The sequence below is a fragment of the Sporosarcina sp. FSL K6-3457 genome (assembly GCF_038007285.1).
In the GTDB taxonomy this organism is placed as follows: Bacteria; Bacillota; Bacilli; order Bacillales_A; family Planococcaceae; genus Sporosarcina.
In genome coordinates this window covers 1,933,769-1,952,519 of sequence record NZ_JBBOWX010000001.1, presented here as the reverse complement: position 1 = coordinate 1,952,519, position 18,751 = coordinate 1,933,769, and the positions used below count along the sequence as shown (strand labels likewise).

General features: G+C 37.7%; 17 protein-coding genes. 2 read left to right on the top strand and 15 right to left on the bottom strand.

Annotation, left to right across the window (positions count from 1 at the left end):
• Positions 1-12: 12 nt before the first annotated feature.
• Both N1I80_RS09345 and N1I80_RS09340 read right to left on the bottom strand, forming a co-directional pair.
• A complete protein-coding gene (locus tag N1I80_RS09345) occupies positions 13-687 on the bottom strand; it encodes a YesL family protein (RefSeq protein WP_340737610.1) in 675 nt (224 codons plus the stop codon).
• Positions 688-702: 15 nt separating this feature from the next.
• Positions 703-1,248 (bottom strand): hypothetical protein, encoded by a 546-nt coding sequence (locus N1I80_RS09340; protein ID WP_340737609.1) that lies wholly within the window; start codon positions 1,246-1,248, stop codon positions 703-705.
• Between the two features lie 267 nt (positions 1,249-1,515).
• On the opposite strand from N1I80_RS09340, the gene N1I80_RS09335 reads away from it, so the two are divergent.
• Positions 1,516-3,810 (top strand): helix-turn-helix domain-containing protein, encoded by a 2,295-nt coding sequence (locus tag N1I80_RS09335; RefSeq protein ID WP_340737608.1) that lies wholly within the window; start codon positions 1,516-1,518, stop codon positions 3,808-3,810.
• 53 nt (positions 3,811-3,863) lie between these two features.
• Here N1I80_RS09335 and N1I80_RS09330 read toward each other — a convergent pair whose 3' ends face one another.
• The 4 genes from N1I80_RS09330 to N1I80_RS09315 form a co-directional block, all read right to left on the bottom strand.
• Positions 3,864-4,883 carry an alpha/beta hydrolase family protein gene (locus N1I80_RS09330; protein ID WP_340737607.1) on the bottom strand — a complete coding sequence of 340 codons (1,020 nt, stop codon included), beginning with the start codon at positions 4,881-4,883 and terminating at the stop codon, positions 3,864-3,866.
• Between the two features lie 34 nt (positions 4,884-4,917).
• Entirely contained in the window at positions 4,918-5,793 is an 876-nt protein-coding gene (locus tag N1I80_RS09325; RefSeq protein WP_340737606.1) for a carbohydrate ABC transporter permease, read from the bottom strand.
• Positions 5,794-5,816: 23 nt separating this feature from the next.
• Entirely contained in the window at positions 5,817-6,686 is an 870-nt protein-coding gene (locus tag N1I80_RS09320; RefSeq protein ID WP_445683702.1) for an ABC transporter permease, read from the bottom strand.
• Between the two features lie 307 nt (positions 6,687-6,993).
• Complete coding sequence (locus N1I80_RS09315; RefSeq protein ID WP_340737604.1) at positions 6,994-8,529, bottom strand: extracellular solute-binding protein; 1,536 nt, start codon at positions 8,527-8,529, stop codon at positions 6,994-6,996.
• A 275-nt stretch (positions 8,530-8,804) separates the two neighbouring features.
• On the opposite strand from N1I80_RS09315, the gene N1I80_RS09310 reads away from it, so the two are divergent.
• Positions 8,805-9,797 (top strand): LacI family DNA-binding transcriptional regulator, encoded by a 993-nt coding sequence (locus tag N1I80_RS09310; protein WP_340737603.1) that lies wholly within the window; start codon positions 8,805-8,807, stop codon positions 9,795-9,797.
• Positions 9,798-9,828: 31 nt separating this feature from the next.
• Here N1I80_RS09310 and N1I80_RS09305 read toward each other — a convergent pair whose 3' ends face one another.
• The 9 genes from N1I80_RS09305 to N1I80_RS09265 form a co-directional block, all read right to left on the bottom strand.
• Entirely contained in the window at positions 9,829-10,638 is an 810-nt protein-coding gene (locus N1I80_RS09305; protein ID WP_340737602.1) for an inositol monophosphatase family protein, read from the bottom strand.
• Positions 10,639-10,657: 19 nt separating this feature from the next.
• The gene (locus N1I80_RS09300) at positions 10,658-11,503 is read right to left on the bottom strand and encodes a sugar phosphate isomerase/epimerase family protein (protein WP_340737601.1); all 846 of its coding nucleotides are present in this window, start codon (positions 11,501-11,503) and stop codon (positions 10,658-10,660) included.
• Between the two features lie 66 nt (positions 11,504-11,569).
• On the bottom strand, positions 11,570-12,352 hold the full coding sequence (gene kduD, locus N1I80_RS09295) for a 2-dehydro-3-deoxy-D-gluconate 5-dehydrogenase KduD (RefSeq protein WP_340737600.1): 783 nt from the start codon (positions 12,350-12,352) through the stop codon (positions 11,570-11,572).
• A gap of 27 nt (positions 12,353-12,379) precedes the next feature.
• Positions 12,380-13,210, bottom strand: a complete 831-nt coding sequence (kduI, locus tag N1I80_RS09290) for a 5-dehydro-4-deoxy-D-glucuronate isomerase (protein ID WP_340737599.1) — start codon at positions 13,208-13,210, stop codon at positions 12,380-12,382.
• Between the two features lie 46 nt (positions 13,211-13,256).
• Entirely contained in the window at positions 13,257-14,270 is a 1,014-nt protein-coding gene (locus tag N1I80_RS09285) for a sugar kinase (protein ID WP_340737598.1), read from the bottom strand.
• Between the two features lie 2 nt (positions 14,271-14,272).
• Complete coding sequence (locus tag N1I80_RS09280; RefSeq protein ID WP_340737597.1) at positions 14,273-14,920, bottom strand: bifunctional 4-hydroxy-2-oxoglutarate aldolase/2-dehydro-3-deoxy-phosphogluconate aldolase; 648 nt, start codon at positions 14,918-14,920, stop codon at positions 14,273-14,275.
• Positions 14,921-15,113: 193 nt separating this feature from the next.
• Positions 15,114-16,196 (bottom strand): glycoside hydrolase family 88/105 protein, encoded by a 1,083-nt coding sequence (locus tag N1I80_RS09275; RefSeq protein ID WP_340737596.1) that lies wholly within the window; start codon positions 16,194-16,196, stop codon positions 15,114-15,116.
• 133 nt (positions 16,197-16,329) lie between these two features.
• Positions 16,330-17,703: a hypothetical protein gene (locus N1I80_RS09270; RefSeq protein WP_340737595.1), complete on the bottom strand. Its 1,374-nt coding sequence runs from the start codon at positions 17,701-17,703 to the stop codon at positions 16,330-16,332.
• A 52-nt stretch (positions 17,704-17,755) separates the two neighbouring features.
• On the bottom strand, positions 17,756-18,628 hold the full coding sequence (locus tag N1I80_RS09265) for a LarC family nickel insertion protein (RefSeq protein ID WP_340737594.1): 873 nt from the start codon (positions 18,626-18,628) through the stop codon (positions 17,756-17,758).
• Positions 18,629-18,751: the final 123 nt, after the last annotated feature.

Below are 18,751 nucleotides of genomic sequence, written 5' to 3'. Positions count from 1 at the left end.
CATTTTTTGTCCTTACGCTTCTACTACTTCTACTGATTGCGCCTCTACTTCTTTGTCCTTTCCTATTGATTGTGCCAGCTCCATCTTTTGAATCACCTTATACACAAACCACATCATCATATATGATAAAAGACTAACACTGAAAAATGGAATAATTCCTGGTATTGAGATGCAGAGATAATACAGAGCTGCAATCCCAGCCAGTAGAACAAATGTATAATGAGGATGCGATATCCCAATTAACAATGCATATTTGATGTACAGTCTCTTATTCCAATCATAATGTACATAAATCGGAAAAATATAGAGTAACAAAACAACATACATCACACCACAAATAAATAAAGCAGCTCTCAGTAACGTGAACAGACCGCCTGTTGGTGAAAAGGCCAAATCAATATAAATAATGTAACCGATTGCAAAAAGCACTACACCAAAAAATGTGGACTTGAAAAACTCTTGACGATAAGTAGTCCAAAATGTTTTAAATACAGGTATATCCCTATCCCCCATCACCCATTTACGGGTAACCGTAAACAATGCAACTGTGGCAGGCATAAAACCAAAGATCCCTAATCCTAGTAGTGTAAATAAAATCCACAACAAATTTGCATAAGCTAATTTAGAAATAAGTTCACAAATTCTCAAAAAACGTCCGGTTAGCCCTTCTAACTCCACTTCAATCACCCTTTCTCATCTCAATTAGTGAACGAGCCGCTCCAAAATTGAAAAGGCCATTTCTTTATTCTTTGTATACTTAGGAATAATTGCAACTAATTCCAGTGGGGTAGAACCAAAATCATATTTATCTATATAACTGACGCGGATTGCGTTAGGATAAATTTGACCTATTTCCACCTCTTCACCAGCTGCTTGTTTTGCCGCTAACTCAAAATCAGTTAATGCAACTGTGTTGTTGTCATCCCTAAATTCATCTAATGGATAAATCTCTTTAGAATCATATGCTGTCGCCAGCAATTCACGGTCCATTATGATAATATCTCCAGAATGTCGAACAATTTCTATCATGAGCCTTTCAGCAACCGATGGATACAACAAAATGTCAGCGCTTTCTTGATCGAGTTTTATATCCTCCTTCATCTCCGTCAATGTATCTTCTGAAATAGTTGAGAAGACGAGAATTTGAAACTCTCCATCATTTGTCTGCTGCTGACAACTTGCCAAAAGAAATGAACAAGCAAGCATTAGAAATACAACTACAGCCTTCAAGTTATTTTTTCTAGTCATACTCAACGCTCCTATTTTCATTGTTGGACTTTATTTTAGCCTAACTAGACCATCACATCTATAATCATATAAACTGTTTAGCCTTATGTAGTCCGTTTTTCAGCGTTTTAATGCAATGTTATTAAATGATTATTAAGAAAACTATAAATTCAAACTGTATTCCAGAAAGCATTATGTTATAATTAAGTTGATGCGGTAAACCAATTCTCACGTATTTAAAAGCAAAGCCAAGCTTACAGATGTTTTCGAATAAAAGGGGACTAGTTAATGAGAAACAGAAAGAAAATTTATATCAAACTATTAACGATTATTACAATTTTGGCGACACTTCCAGTAATTATAGTAGGGTTGTTTTCCTATTTAAAATCAGCAGAAATTATTCAATCGAATGTTGCCGAAGAAAAACAACAAAGCATCTATCAGATTCAAACCAACTTTGAGCAAATCTTGCAAACAGTCGATCTGTCAGTTACAACATTTGTAACCTCTCACCAGCTTATTAAAACATTAAAAGAACCATTAACAACCTATCAATTCCAGCTCTATCATCAAACAAAAAAGGAAATCAACCAACTTCAACGTTCTGACAGTGGTGTCTCCAACTTTTTATTAGTCAGCCTTGAACAAGGATGGCGTATCAATAACAATGGGCTTAGAAGATTAGAAGAAGGACAGGCCGATGACATACTTCAAAAGTATGCTAATCTACCTTTTAAATCCTCCTGGATAATTGAGCAAGAGGATCAAGTTTTGTTCGACTCAAGCGAGGGCAATTCCTGTAATCACTACATAAACCTTGTTAAAAAATTACCACTCAATTCAAATCAAAAAACGGGAATCGCTATTGCCTATGTGCCTGTCTGTGATTTTACAGATATGTTAACTAGTCATTTAGATTCAGAATCTCTAATGGTTTTAGATGAAAATTATAATGTAATCACACATAATGATCATGAAAAAATCGGGGAAAATTTTTCAAGTCAATCATTTATCTCTGAACTAAATACACTTCCTAGCGATAAAGGGCAATATGACGTAGCTCTGAATGGAAGCGATTACAAGGTTACCTATCGAAAATCTGCCTATAATAACTGGACATATATTTCAGTTATTAAAATAAGTGAATTAAATAAGCAATCAAATTCAATTGGCTGGTTTACACTAGTCATTAGCACAGTCATTTTACTAGGTGCCCTGATCATTTCATTCATTGCATCACATAGGCTTTACGCACCTATCAATCGAATAACGACTACACTATCGAATTCGTTATCAGGTATCAGTCAAAGCGGGAAAAAGGTTGATGAGTTTAGTATGATAGAAAGTCAGATTCAACATGTACTCGAACAGAATGACGAGTTAGAATCTAGACTTCAAGGACAAATTGTGCAACTTAAGCAATTTTTTATGGCCCGCCTGCTTCAAGGGAATATTCATAATGAGGAATTGGAAAGTAAGCTACTATCCTTTGGCTATACACAAAATTGGAGAAGATTTTCAGTACTTGCACTTCAAATTGATTCGGATGAAGATACAGAATATCGTGTCGAAAACGAAGAATTATTGTTATTCACAGTGAATACGTTGATTGAGGAATTGATTCCTTCCAACAATCGAATGACGCCTATTGTCATAAACAACACACAAATCACACTCTTTTTTGATAATGAAGTGGAAGACAAACACTATACAGAGTCACTTACAACGATGATCAAAAGAATTAAATCAGCAGTGCAGAATGAGTTGGGGATTTCCATAAGCGTAGGAATTAGTCAAACATACCAAACATTAACGAATGCGCATGAAGCATTTAAGGAAAGTCGTGAGGCACTCAGACACATACTTAAATTCGGTCCAGGCTCAATCATCTTTTATGAAAACCTACAAAGTGATTCTAGTTTCTTCACATTTTATCCGAAGCATATTGAAAATGATCTATTTAACGCCATTAAAACGGGTGATAAACTTGAAGTGGACCATAACCTCGACAAACTGTTAGAGTCTTTGTTCAATGAAGAGTTAAGTAATACGCAACACGAAATTGCCATTGTACGCTTACTCACTAATTTAATCAAATTAACCGAAACACTTGGTGTCAACGTCTTAAAATATGATGGCCATAAATCTTTATTTAACCAACTATATGAATTTAGAACACTTCCTGAAGTTGTCAATTGGTTTAAAAAACTAATCATTTATCCGATGATGGATGAGTCTGAGGAACGGACACAGTCGCAATACAAAAATATTTCAGACGAGATCATTCATATTGTCCAACAAGAGTTTGATTCTGACTTAACATTGAATTATATTGCTGACAAGCTGCATTACAATGCAAATTATTTGAGCAGTATTTTCAGAAAAGAAACCAATACATCATTTAGTGATTATTTAGCGCTCTATCGCATTAATGTTGCGAAAAAGTGGCTAGAGGAAACCAATATTACAGTTAAAGATATAGCTGAAAAGCTCAACTATCAAAATTCACAAAACTTTATTCGATCGTTTAAAAAAGTCGAAGGTATCACGCCCGGAAAGTATAGGCAAAGTAAACAAGAATAATACAAAAAATCCACCATTGACAACAGTCATTTGGTGGATTTTTTAATGATTCATTATAGGACAAAGGAGATGTGATGTATCAACCATTCGAATGATTTTTCCCCATTTATTTCATGTCCTCCCTCAAATATATGAGATGAAAACGACTCTTCAGCATCAAATGTTTGATAGATTTTTGCTAGCCTCTCTATCGCAACTAATGATTCTTTAAGCGGAAAAAGATGATCGGCTGTGCCTGCTTCGATAAAAAGAGCCCTTGGAGCTATTAAGCCGATTAAATTTGGCATTTCAGTATATTCCAATATGCTTGGTACATAGTTATCCAAGCAATGCCTTCTATCCATAATGCTGCCTTTAAACGTACTTGTATATCCGCTTACAACCGTCGCCTTTATTCTATCGTCTAGGATTGCAGTGAAGGAAGCAACTAAACCTCCTCCTGATATCCCGATGCAACCAATTTTACTTTCATCTACTTCCTCGAGCGATTGCAAGTAGTCAATGACACGTCTACATTCTTGTACTCGCAGGCCCGCCAACGTCTTCCCTACTAAAAGTAATTGACTAGCAATCATAAAGCAGGAGTTGTCTGTAGGTGAATTCCCTCCAGGATCTGACTGTAATTTCCGATCGCCAAACCCTATTAATTCTGGGACAATAACAACAACTCCCTTTTTTACAAGCTCAATTGCAAACTCTTTATGGTACCCGACGTCTGTTCTCTGTGAACCATCTGGATGTAATCCAACAGCCTCTTTACTGCCATAGCCATGTCCATGAATAGCGAGGACAGCAGGCAATTTAGTGCCCTCTCTATTTTTAGGGATTAATAGATAGACAGGCATTCTTAATTGCTGAATTGTCGATATTTCAACACGTAATCGGAGATAAGAGCCCATATCTGACCGCTCAAGTAGTAGAGGGGCCAGCTCTTCCTCCTCTCCTTCAAAGTTCCCTAATAATTGTTGGAATTTATTTTTCAAATCAATCTTTCCAGCTTCATCGAACACATTTATATGTGACTTCACACTTTCAGTATACAAACTATTCAAATAACCATCAGCAGACCACATCTTATATCCCCCTCAAAAATAATGAGAAGCCTATTTATTCTTTTACGGATCCTAGTAAAGCACCTTTTGCAAAATGCTTTTGTAGGAAAGGATATACAAGTAGGATTGGAACCGTTGCAACAACGATAACCGCCATTTTTACTGATTGGGATGGAGGTGGTACATCTGAGTATGCAGCACTATCGTATGAAATACCCGTTGCTAAAACAACAATTTGACGTAGTAGCACTTGGACGGGCCATTTTGCAGCATCACTTAAATATAAAATGGCATGCATATAGGTATTCCAATAGGTTACTCCATAAAATAGTGAAATCGTTGCAATCGCCGGCAATGAGCATGGGATTACAATTTTAAATAGTACAGCGAAATCACCAGCCCCATCAATTTTAGCTGACTCTTCCAAGCCGGAAGGTAAGTTTTGGAAAAATGTTTTTAAGATAATCATATTAAATACGTTAATGGACACTGGAATAATTAAAGCTGCTAACGAATCCAATAACCCCGTCTTTTGTACAATGATAAATGTCGGAATAATTCCACCATTAAAAAGCATTGTAAAGACGATGAAAAACATAATATATCTTCTACCAGGCAGGTCTTTGCGCGATAATCCATACGCTGTCATGGTAGAGAGTAGCATACTCCAAGTCGTACCAACAACGGTTACAAATATAGATATGAGAATAGATTTTAAGACTGTATCCGTTGAAAATATATATTTATATGCACTTAATGTGAATTTCGTCGGAAACAATAGAAAGTTTTTACTCGCAATTTCAGCACCCGTTGCAAAGGAACTCCCTAAAACGTGAATAAAGGGTAATATCGTTACTAGCGCTACGATTGTTAGTAGTGATGTGTTAATAAAAGTAAATAAGCGACTTCCAACCGATTTGTCTTGAATCATTTGTACAACACCTCCTTAAAGCATTAATAAATACCTTCTTCGCCATTCTTTTTTGCCAACCAGTTGGCGAGAATAACAAGTACAAGACCTACAAAGCCCTTAAATAATCCAACTGCGGTTGCATAGCTGAATTGCCCCTGTCGTAGCCCTGCTACATAAACGTATGTATCAAAAATTTCAGCTACATGACGATTTGTTGAATTTAATAATAAGAATACATGTTCAAATCCGAGCTCTAATACATCACCAATTTTAAGTATTAACAGTATGACAATGACACTTTTAATGGCAGGTAGCGTAATATGCCACATTTGTCTAAATCGATTAGCACCATCCATCTTCGCCGCTTCGTATAACTGCGGATCCACTGAAGCAACTGCTGCAAGGAAAATAATTGTTCCCCAACCAGCCTCACGCCAAATGACTTGCCCAATGTACATAGGACGGAACCAGTTAGCATCCAATAAGAAATTGATTTGTTCTGATCCTGCACTCTTCAGCAAGCCGTTTATGATTCCACCGTCCATTGTGAACAATACATAACTGATGGAAACAACAACAACCCACGACATGAAGTGCGGTAAATAAATAAACGTTTGAACCATTTTTTTATACTTTTCGTTTCTTAATTCATTCAACATTAATGCTAAAACGATAGGTATTGGGAAATAAATTAGTATTTGTAATCCAAATAGGACTAGCGTATTTTTTAAAATCATCCAAAAATCTGATGATGTAAATAATCTCTCAAAATGCTTAAGCCCTACCCATTCACTTCCGGCTATTCCTAAGTAAGGTTTATAATCTTGAAAAGATATGATCATCCCGAACATAGGAATATATTTATAAATAAATAAATATAACAGACCGGGAGCAATCATTAAGTAAAGCATTTTATGCTTTGCAAGCCTTTTTAGCAAGCTGTTTTTTGCTTTCTGCGTACTGTCCGATTTCGGAAAAGTAATCTGCTGAGTCATTGTTATCACCCTTTCTTAGGAGGTAGAATTCTAAACCACTTTAATCTCATATATCTACCTAATCAAAAACATTTTATACATATGCCTTGAAAAGGATTTCTTTCGTGTCTAATAATTGCTCCTTATCGCAACAAGGAGGGGAATCCCCTCCTGTGCGATTCAATGGACTGCATGTCAAAGTCAATTTGTTAGAACAATTGAATAGGATCTTCTACTTTATTAATTATCTAGATGCATTAAACTCTTCAATAATTTTACTTCCGCCTTCAGATTTCCACTTTTCAATTTCTTTGTTAAATCCAGCTTCGTCAATTCCGCCTAGGATATAGTTGTACGTTGCATCGTTGATGATTGCTTGTAAACGATCTCCATCTTGAATATAAGTTTCTGAATCTAGTGTAAGTGTAGGATCTTGTATTAAGTGACTATCATTTTCTAAAATTAATGCCTCAGCTTTTTGACGCGGTTCATAATCGAAACGTGATTCGTATCTGCCGTTTGTTTCTGCTTCACCAATGCCTAGCATATTGTACGCAAATACTTCTCTTTGAATTTTATCTTGATCGCTATCAATTACTGCATATCCATCTACAACAGAATAATGTTCTCCTTCTACTCCCCATTGAACAAGGTTAGAAAGTTCTGGTGTCATCATTAAGTCGTAAAAAGCTAAAATATCTTTCAACTCTTCTTCTGTTTTGATTGCAGATTTAGGAAACAGGATTTCATTGTTATACCCTGGATTCGACCATACTGTAAATTCACCAGTTGGGCCTGCAACATAGTTGTGTACATCAAATACTAAATCCGGGTTAAGCTCAACTGCATCATTATACAACCCTAAAATATCAACCATTGCACCGATATAAATACCAGCTGTCCCATTTTTCAACAATGCCTGCTGATCTTCTTTACTTGTAACAGGGAAATCTTGGTTCATAAACTTATCATCACGTAAATCTTTCATGAAGTTCATTGCATTCATATACTCTGGGAACATGAATTCAGGCTGCAACTCTCCACCTTGTTCGCCCCAGTTATTTGGTGTTCCATACCAAGATGCAATCGTTTTAAATGCACCATAGATTAAATCACTTCTATCTGTTAAGCCGATTGTGTCATGTTTACCATTACCATCTGGATCGTCTTCCGTAAATGCTCTTGCCATTTCATAGAACTCTTCTACTGTTTTTGGTGCTTCCAAACCTAAGTTATCAGCCCAGTCTTTTCGATAAATCATGCCTTGTCGAGATAGTGGTCTACCTTGATAAAGAGAGTAAACTTTCCCATCAACCATTGTATTGTTAACCACTTCATCTTTTAACTTCCCTAAATTTGAAAACTCAGAAAGGTAAGGACCGATTTCCCAGAACTGACCATCACGAATTGCACCTTTGAATTGGTCTACCTGATCTGCTCCCATTGTTACAGCTTGTGCAAATGTTCCAGTTGCGAATGCAGTATTTAACTTATCACTATAGTTATTGTCAGGAACCCATTCCATTTTGATTTCTACATTTGCAGCTTCTTCTACTAATCTAAGTAGTTTTTCATCCGGCACTTCCGCAGTGTGGAGCTTCGTCATTATAGAAAGTTTCGTTTTTTCTTTTTCCTTCCCAGCCGACTCCCCTTTACTTGTGTCGCTCGTTGTAGACGGTGAAGCGCTTTCATCTTTCGGTTTATCATTACTACATGCCACTAACACCATTAAAACTACCAGCATCGAAAATAAAGCCGTTACCCCTTTTTTCCAGTTCATATTATCAAACACCCCTTCTTCTTTTTGTACTGCACATTTAGCATAAGTTATAAGTACCTATATCGTATATAATCAATTTCTTATACTCCTACAAACCCAGTCACACCAAGGTGAAAACGCTTCCATGACAACATACTGATTATTCTTTCTACAGTTATACCACCATTTATTGATATACTTCTATTCTTTTCAGCTTGAATCGTCTCAACAATGAAAACGTTGTTACTTTATGTTACATTAGAATAAATAGCAAATACTGAAACAGGTGATCAATGATGAACATAACGATAAAAGACATTGCGAAAGTTGCCCAAGTGAGTTACTCCACTGTATCAAAAGCATTAAATAATAGCCCTTTGGTTAAAGAGGACACCAAAAAAAGGATTATTGAAATTGCTAAGGAATTAGGTTATGAGCCTAATTTTGCTGCCCAAAGACTTGCCTCTAAGCAAACTAGGATTATCGGGCTCATTTGGCCGACAATCGAGCGAGTTGTCCTGTCGACACTAGTAACAAAAATTAGTGATGAAATTAACACAACACCCTATTCAATGATTCTTTCCGTTGACCCCGTACAAATAGCTGTAGATACTTTTAAAAGATTTCAAACGGATGGAATCATTTTATTTGAAGAAAATATGGATTTATCCATCGATGCGAATACAATTCCTCTACTTTCCTATGGGGTTGCAGAAAAAGAGAATCCTCCATATCCTATTATCGATGCCAACCACGAGTTAGCAATGTATGAAGCTGTAAGATATTTATATCATTTAGGCCATACAGATATTATTTATATTGGAGACCTCTCATCTACTGATCACATGCAAATCGAGAAACACAAAGGATTTAAAAAGGCGATGACTCTCTTTGGTTTATCCTCTGACGATAATCAGTTAATCGATACAGCTGGGCTGAATTCATACGATGGATATTTGGCAACCAAAAAAATCCCGAACTCCCCTACTCATCCTACAGCAATTGTTGGAGGGAGCTTTGATATTAGTGGAGGAATTATTCGAGGTATTAAGGAAAAAAACCTCGCTATTCCTGAAGACGTTTCCATTATTAGTTACGACAATATCCCCCAAATGGCCGATATAGAAATTCCATTAACATGTATTGGTGTACCGGTCGATAGACTAGCGACAGAAATAGTTACAACCATTATTAAGTTCATTGAAGAAAAAGATGTACACCCTACTGTAAAAAAACTAACCCCTATTCTAACTGAAAGAGCCAGCTGCGCAGCTAAAAAAAATGTATAGGGATGCGGCCAAGTCGCCTCCCTATACAAGATTATTTTTTCCCTTGTTGTAAATATTCATGAATAATCTCCTGTTGAATGGCTGGATGACAGGTTAGAGTAGATTCGTTTGTCAACAGAGTCACGGGAGCCCCATCTAAATCAGTGGTGATCCCCCCGACCTCTTTCACAAGAATAATACCGCCTGCTATATCCCATGGAGCAAGATTCATTGTTAAATAACCATCTATAATGCCTTCTGCGACATAAGCAAGCTTTAAAGCAGCAGAACCGTAAGATCTTGAGCCCCTTATTTTCTTAACAAGTTGTTGCATAACTCGCTCATCCATGACACTATTTTCACATAACCAATGGTGATTAAATCCGAGCATCGCTTCGTCGAGCACAAGTTGTGGCTTTAGGAGTGGTAACTTCACATCATTTTTATAAGCCCCTTCATTTCTTTTAGCGCTATACAAAATATCAGCCATGACATCGTAAACAAAGCCAATTTCACCAATTCCTTCAGAAAAGATACCTACGGAAATCGCAAAATTCCTCTTCTGCTGTACGAAGTTCATAGTGCCATCTATAGGATCAACTATCCATACAATCCCATCCAATGATGTGACATCATCTCCATAGCCTTCCTCACTAAACAATAAGTGATGAGGATATGTTTTTTTAATATTTGCAGCTAAGAAATACTCGGTTTCCTTATCCATCGTCGTGACAAGATCTTTTGGGTTAGATTTCGTATCAATAATGAGTGGATCATTAATTTTTGCACGAATCGTTTCGCCAGCTTGTAGGACCCATTCTTTTGCATACTGAAAAATGTCATCACGCAGATTTTTATCCATATAACTCTCCTCCTCCTCGTTAAGCTTGTTTGTATTTCTCCTTTAAAAACGCAATGCTATCATTGATGAAGGGCTCTCTTGTGTTCTCTAAGAGAACATTGATATATGGTTTCCTTGGCTTTATCAATTTAAAGACTGCATCATAGTTTAATAATCCTGTACCTACTGGCACCATCTTAATCCAACCGTCTTCAATGATAAAATCTTTAGCGTGCATGATGACCATTCTATCTCCAAAAAGGTCCATTGCTTCTTGAAAAACTTCCTCTTGTCTTTGATAGTTCGTAGGATTCAAAAAGTTTGCCGGATCAAAGATGACTTGGAGGTTCGGCGAATCAATACTATCCAATAGCCTTTTTAATACTTGTGGGGAATAAACCGGATGATTGATGCCTCCTTCTATGGCAACAATGACACCGAATTTTTCTGCTTCTACTACTAATTCACTCACGCTCTCTACTACATCTAAAAAAGGTTGCTCCTCATAATTATCTACCGTATATCCTGTCTTTTCATAGACGTTACCTGTTTCAGTACCAACGATACTACAACCAAAATCTCTTGCAAAGCGAATATGCTCTTTAAATCGATCCAATTCCTGTTTTCTCTTCTCTTTATCAGGATGAATCATATGAATATAGCAGCCTAACACTGCAATTTGAACATCTTTCTTCCGGAATGCATCCCCAATATAGCGAGCAAAACCAGGGCTTAAACTGCCAACACCCGTATTCATATTTGTAAAAGATTTTCCTAGCGCTAGCTGCACAGATGTTAATCCCTTATTTGAGATTTCTTCTACTAACCCCTCTACTGTCGTCTGATTTTCAATATCATGTGCACGTATCCCTAAATTCAATTCCATTGTAATCCTCCTCGTCATATATCAAATACGCCGTATCACGGACTGTGATACGGCGTATTAAACGTGTTATCTAGATAACCATCCACCATCTATAGCAATAATGGAACCATTCATATAGTCAGATGCCTTACTTGCTAAGAACACGACCGTGCCCATTAAGTCTGCTGGATCCGCCCAGCGTCCTGCTGGTATGCGTGCTAATATTTCACTATTGCGTTTCTCATCCGCACGAATAGGAGCCGTATTTGCTGTTTTTACATAGCCGGGTGCAATCGCATTTACTTGAATGCCGTGTTCTGCTAACTCATTCGTAAATGCTTTCGTTAAGCCTACAACACCATGCTTACTCGCTGTATATGGAGGAACAAATTTCCCACCTTGGAATGATAGCATAGAAGCAATATTAATGATTTTACCACTCTTTTGTTTAACCATTAAGTGAGCAACTTCCTGACTTAAGAAAAACATTGAATTGAGATTGAGTTCCATTACTGCATCCCAATCTTCACCCTTGTATTCAAGTAGTGGGGCGCGTCGAATCGTTCCGGCGTTGTTGACTAAAATATCAACTTGTCCGTAAACTTCTTGACATTTCGCAACAAGCTCTTTCACTTTCTTCCTATCTGTCAAGTCCGCCTGGAAAAACTCAACCCGGCGTCCTTGTTGTTCGATTAACGCTCGTGTTTCATCCCACTCATCGCCATGTGTCACAACAAAGAGATCTGCCCCCGCCTTAGCAAGTGCCACTGCGTAACCTTGGCCTAACCCTTTGTTACCACCTGTCACAATTGCAACTTTTCCTGCCAACGAGAAAAAATCTAGTGAGAATTCATTTAACTGATTTGTCATATTTATAGCCCTCCCAATTACCCTGTTTTATCTCAAATCTGCCATCGCGACGTGATCCATATCGTCATATGTGATATTCTCTCCGCACATGCCCCAAATAAATGTATAGTTACTCGTTGCCGTCCCTGTATGAATCGACCAGCTTGGAGAAATAGCTGCTTGTTCATTCTTCATCACTAAATGTCTCGTTTCATTTGGTTCACCCATAAAGTGGAATACTCTTGTTTCCGGCTCCATATCGAAGTATAAATAAACTTCCATTCGACGCTCATGCGTATGGCAAGGCATTGTATTCCAAACACTTCCGGCTTGCAGCATCGTTAAGCCCATTTGTAGCTGGCAGCTCTCACAGTTATTCGGGTGAACGTATTGATAAATTTTACGAACGTTTAACGTACCTGGTTCACCCATTTCAAGCGGTTTAATATTATTAATATCAATTTTCACCGTTGGATACGTATGATGTGCCGGAGCCGAGTTAATGTAAAACTTTGCAGGATTGCTCGCATCCTTTGAACGGAACAACACTTCTTTTGTTCCTCTCCCCACATATAATCCGTCTCGACCAACCATTTGGTACTCCTCACCATCTAGGATGATAGAGCCTTCTCCACCGATATTAATAATGCCTAGCTCGCGGCGTTCCAAGAAATAAGTAACACCCAATTCTTTATCTAGCTTGATTGTTAACTCTTCAGTTGTTGGCGTCACGCCACCAAAAATCATTCTGTCTACATGCGTATACGTTAAGTGAACCTTTCCTGCTTCAAAAAGTGTTTCAACAAGAAAGTGCTTTCTCAACTCATCTGTATTGTATCTCTTAATTTCTTCTGGGTGGTTTGCATAACGTGTTTCCATTGTCCATCCTCCTCGTATATTTTATAAATCCTTTCAATCATACAACCTAACGAATAATACGGCCTGAGCCATTGTCAATAAACCCTTTAATTTCATCTACCGAAAAGACATTACAATCTCCGTGCACAGTATGCTTTAAAGCGGATGCAGCTGTTGCAAATGAAACAATTTGTTCCGGGGTCTGCCCATCTATGATGCCATGTAAAATTCCTGCTGCAAAGGCATCTCCCCCACCAACACGATCGACAATTGGCTCAATATGATGCACTTTGGAATGATATAACACCCCATCCGTATACAAATTACCTTGTAATGTATTTGCAGAGGCAGAAATCACTTGTCGGAAAGTCGAGCTCATATAAGTAATGTTGGGATACATTTCTTGTATTTTGTCGTAATAGTATTGAAGTTTCATTTCTTTATCTAGCGAGCTAGGTGCCTCTTCAATATTAAGTAGATGAATGGCATCCAATTCTCCGCATGAGCATATATCTACATAAGGTAATAGTGGTGCAATAGCATTTGCTGCATCTTTTTGACTCCACAGCTTTGAACGATAATTAAAATCAAAGCTTGTCATCACACCATGATCTTTTGCCTTTTGTAACGCAAGTAGCGTTAACGCTTGTAAGATAGGAGATAAAGCAGGTGTAATACCGGAAACATGAAAAAGGCTTGCCCCTTGGAAGATTTCATCGAAGTCAATTTCCTCTTCTGTCAGTTCAGAAATACTAGAATATTTCCTGTCATAGATGACCTTCGCACTTCTTTCTCCTACGCCAGTTTCCAAATAATATGTCCCTAAGCGTTCTCCGCCGCGCAATAAATGACTTGTATCAACACCGTACAACCTCAAATGGCTTTCCGCTGCAGTGCCAAGTGAATTATCCGGTACTTTACTCACAAAACGAACATCATGACCAAAATTGGCTAACGATACTGCTACATTCGCTTCCGCACCACCATAGTGCAACGTTAGCTCATTCGCTTGAACTGTCCGTACTCCAATTCTAGTAGAAAGACGTAATAATATTTCTCCAAACGTAATTATTTTTTTCATCCTTACGCCTCTCTAGCTTGTTGTACTTTTTCAACAAACTTTCTTGCGTCTATTGTCATTTTTTCAAATTCACCCGTTTTTGCATGCGCTACTAAACTACCACCTACACCTACAGCAACGCAGCCATTTTTAATCCACTGCGCTACATTCTCCAGGTCTACTCCACCCGTTGGCATGATATTTACTTGTGGGAGTGGAGCCTTCACGCTTTTGACCCATTCCGGGCCAAATGTGTTTCCAGGAAATAATTTAATAATATCAACGCCTGATTTAAGTGCCTGCTTCATTTCAGTAATCGTCATACACCCTGGCATATAAGGAATTTGGTACAGATTACATAATTCGGCAGTTTCTTGATCGAAAGTAGGACTGACGATGAACTCAGCTCCAGCTAAAATAGCAATTCGTGCTGTAATTGCATCTAAAACTGTACCCGCCCCAATAACAACGTTGTTATTTTGTTGGTAAAGAATCGCTAATTCGCTAATGATTTGATCTGCACCTTGCACGGTGAAAGTGATTTCAATTCCCGTAATTCCGCCTTCTATACACGCTTCCGTGGTGTTCATCGCTTCTTCTTTTGAAGTCGCTCGAACGACAGCAACGACGCCACAGCTCGTAATATTATTCAATACTTTCAGTTTATTCATAACAAACCTCCCGATATATACTTCCTTCGTTTGAAATAATTCAGTGATTGTAATTTCAAAACTTTCAACCTTATTGTATAGATTATAGTAAGCGTTTTCAAGGTATATCATTCTAGTTTGCTCTTAATAGTGAATAATTGAGTCAATCCTAATGAAATGATTATACGGTTATTCATTTTAGTATGTCGTTCTATCATGAAATATCATGTACAGCCATACAAGCTAAAATAAAAGCTCCCATCCCATGCAAATCATTCTCTGAAGTCGGACGCGATACATAATACTCGTATTCTCCAGCAGAAGTCCCAATGCAAATGCCACTTAATTCCAGCCTTTGATCATCAATTTTCACCATATGCTCCAGCAAGCCATTATATGCTTTTTTCACAACTTCTTGATAAGTATCCTCCACATAACCCGCTTTTAACGCTTTCGCAATCGTATAGATAAATAATGCCGAACAAGAAGACTCTAACCAGTTATCCTCATGGTCTCCTTTATCTACAATTTGATACCATAAACCCGAGTCTACATCTTGATGCGAAACAATCGCAGGGATGAAGCGTTGTAATTCTTCAATCCACACTTCCTGACCATGTTTTTGCCCTTCTATCTGTTCTAATAAATCAATGAGTGCTGTTCCATACCAACCGACTGACCGCCCCCAAAATTCTGGCGAGCACCCTGTTTCTTTGTTTGCCCAAGGTTGAATTTTCTTCTCATCCCACGCATGATACGGAAGGCCAGATTGTGGATCCCTCATATGTGTTCTCATTAATTTCTCTTGTAGCAATACAGATTGAATAAGCTCTGGTTCTTGGAATTGTTTATCATACATGAGCATGAATGGACCCGCCATAAACAATCCATCTAACCACATTTGATAAGGGTATTTATCTTTATGCCAAAAACCGCCCTCAGATGTTTTATTAATTGTATGCAGTAGATTTCTCAATTTTTTCGCTGCAATCATATATTTTCGATCTTTCGTTTCCTCATACAAAGGAAATAGTAAAATACCTACTTGAATCGAGTCCAGCTCGTCCCTTGCAAACAAGAAATTCCCTTCATCATCTAGTAAGTTATCAACATAGGCCTTTGTGTAATCAAAATACTCCTGCTTCCCTGTTGCTTCCCAAACACGCAACATACCGTACAAAAAGACACTTTGGTGGTAATGCCACCTATTAGCAGGTGGTAACTCTGCTGGACTATATGTGTTCATAATTGTCTGACAAGCTTTTTCTGCAATAAATAATGGATTATTCTGTGTCATGATTAACATCTCTCCTTAAATTTTTTGTATATATTAAGATGAACTAAATAATTCTACCAACAATGTCTGGCATTAGGGAATGCCTTCACCGGAGATTAATTGAATTCGTCAGTTCACCAAATATAGCAATAGATCATAAAAGAATGTAGGCAATAATCGTTCCTATCCCACCGAGCAGGAGCGCAAACGGTAAATTATTCAAAGTGATTCGATAGGGACTTTGATTGGTATCCATTGCCGTCATTGTAACAACTAATCCATATGTCCCGACCGTCAATGTGGCAATCGCACTTGTTACCATGACGATTGCGAGACTGAGTGGATTATAGATATCAAGCAAACTTCCGATTAAACCCGTTAATATCCCAATTGTTGCAATCGGGTGAATCCCAAATAGACTAAGGAAGATAAAGATAACTTGAATCATCAGAAAGACCAATAATGGGTACTGTGCTACAAGTAGAATCGGCTTCTCAATGACTTCTAAGAACGTAGAGTTGCTAATACTATTTGAGAAAAAGGATAGTGAAATAAATAAGATAATAAAGTTTTGCATTGTATTCGCTTTCATTTTCCAATTATGCCAACCGATGACCCAAAAACTTCTCCCTCTCTTTATGATTGTAGACCATAATAACGTAAAGGGGAAGATGAGAAGTGTCACAGTCAATATGAAATCGATTTCAAAAAATATACCACAGACAATAACTAGGGTTAAAAATAACGCTAGCGCGCCTGCCAAGTGAGCAATTTTTTTTGCTAGCTCTTTGACATTCATTTCCCTCGGCTGTTCACCGCTTGGGTTTACATACGCATACTTTCTGAAATGATAGCGGCCCCACAAAGCGTCAAGTATAAATGCTAGCACTGCAATTAATAACAACCAAGGAAGTATAGCTACATAAGAAACGCCCGTTACAAAAATCGATAAGACGACTAATATTTCAAGTGGGCTCCATAGTAATGCTAAAGAAAACCCTCTTAATGTTGACGTACTGATGAATGAATCCCGCACTTTTTTATTGAAATGTGCTAAATTATCTTTCAGTACATCCTGTGAAATCGTAACCGCCGACAAATTTAAAAATGCTGCTAGCGTAAGCGTTGTCGCTGAGCCACGCATATACATTTTGCCTACATCTGATACATTCGCCTTCATTAAGCTATTTAAACTTCGGTCAAATCGACCACTTCTGACAACACTATTCATCCACGGTAACATCGCTAAAAGTGTGAGTAAGGCTATATTGGCTGTTAAAGCACTGGGTATAGCAAGAATTGATTGTCCTGATGTAGCATATAAGCAGCCTCCTATCACAATGAAGGAGGCACTTAGTATCCTAAATAATTTCGATGCACTCGCAAAAGAAATTACTAACATGACTAAAGCTAATAAGCCAATCACATAATTCAAACGGTCGCTAGCGATAAATACATTGGAGATGTGGAGGACAAATACGAATGTGTAAAAAATATATACATACTGAAATACCGAATGCAGTTTCATCTTTACCTCCAAAAACGCCATTCCTATTTTTTCAATTATTCGATGGTGGTAGTCATTCTTCTCCGATAATAACCCGTAGCACATTTGGATGCTTTGGAAATGTTTTAGTACCTGCTCCGTAGCCAATGGATTGAACCTTCATAGCGGGTAATGTACAAAATGCTTCGACAAGCACCGCTACAATAGCTGCGCCTGTAGGTGTTGCCAGCTCCCCTTTGACTTGGCTTTCTGCAATAGGGATACCGAGTAAAATCTCCAATGTAGCAGGTGCTGGAACTGGATAAATACCATGATCAATATGAATTTTTCCTGAACCAACTGGAATCGCAGATGATTTAATACGATCTATTTGCAGTTGTTCAAGAAGTATAGCTGCACCGACAATATCGATAATTGAATCTACAGCTCCTACCTCATGAAAATGAACGTCTTCGAGTGCTACACCGTGGATTTTCCCTTCGGCTTGTCCTATCTTTTTGAATATGCTTAGTGCATGTCCTTCCACTCGATTAGAATAACCCGCCGATTGAATAAGCTCAACAATTTTTTTATAAGAACGATGATCATGATTATGGGTGTGATGATGATTGTCGCTATGCTCATGGCCATGATCGTGACTATGCCCGTGGTCATGACTGTGACTATGCTCGTGGTCGTGATCGTGACTATGCTCGTGGTCGTGGCTGTGGTCATGACTATGCCCGTGGTCGTGGCTATGAACGTCACTCGTTAATAAAACATCAAACTTTGTACTTGTAATGCCATTTTTCACGACTTTATTGAATGTTAATTCATACTCATTTTCCATATTCAATTTTTTTAACTCAGTTTCTAAATGAACAGGGTCCCCTCCTGCATCAATAAGGGCTCCAATAACCATATCGCCACTAATTCCTGAAAAACAATCGAAATATAATGTTCTCATATTTATCATTCCTTTCTATGCTATAATAGACTAACTGTAGAATTACTTTGGCTACACAACAAAGTAATTTTTATTACACTAAATAAAATACTTTTGCATTAGTATAATAAAAATTAATTCGGG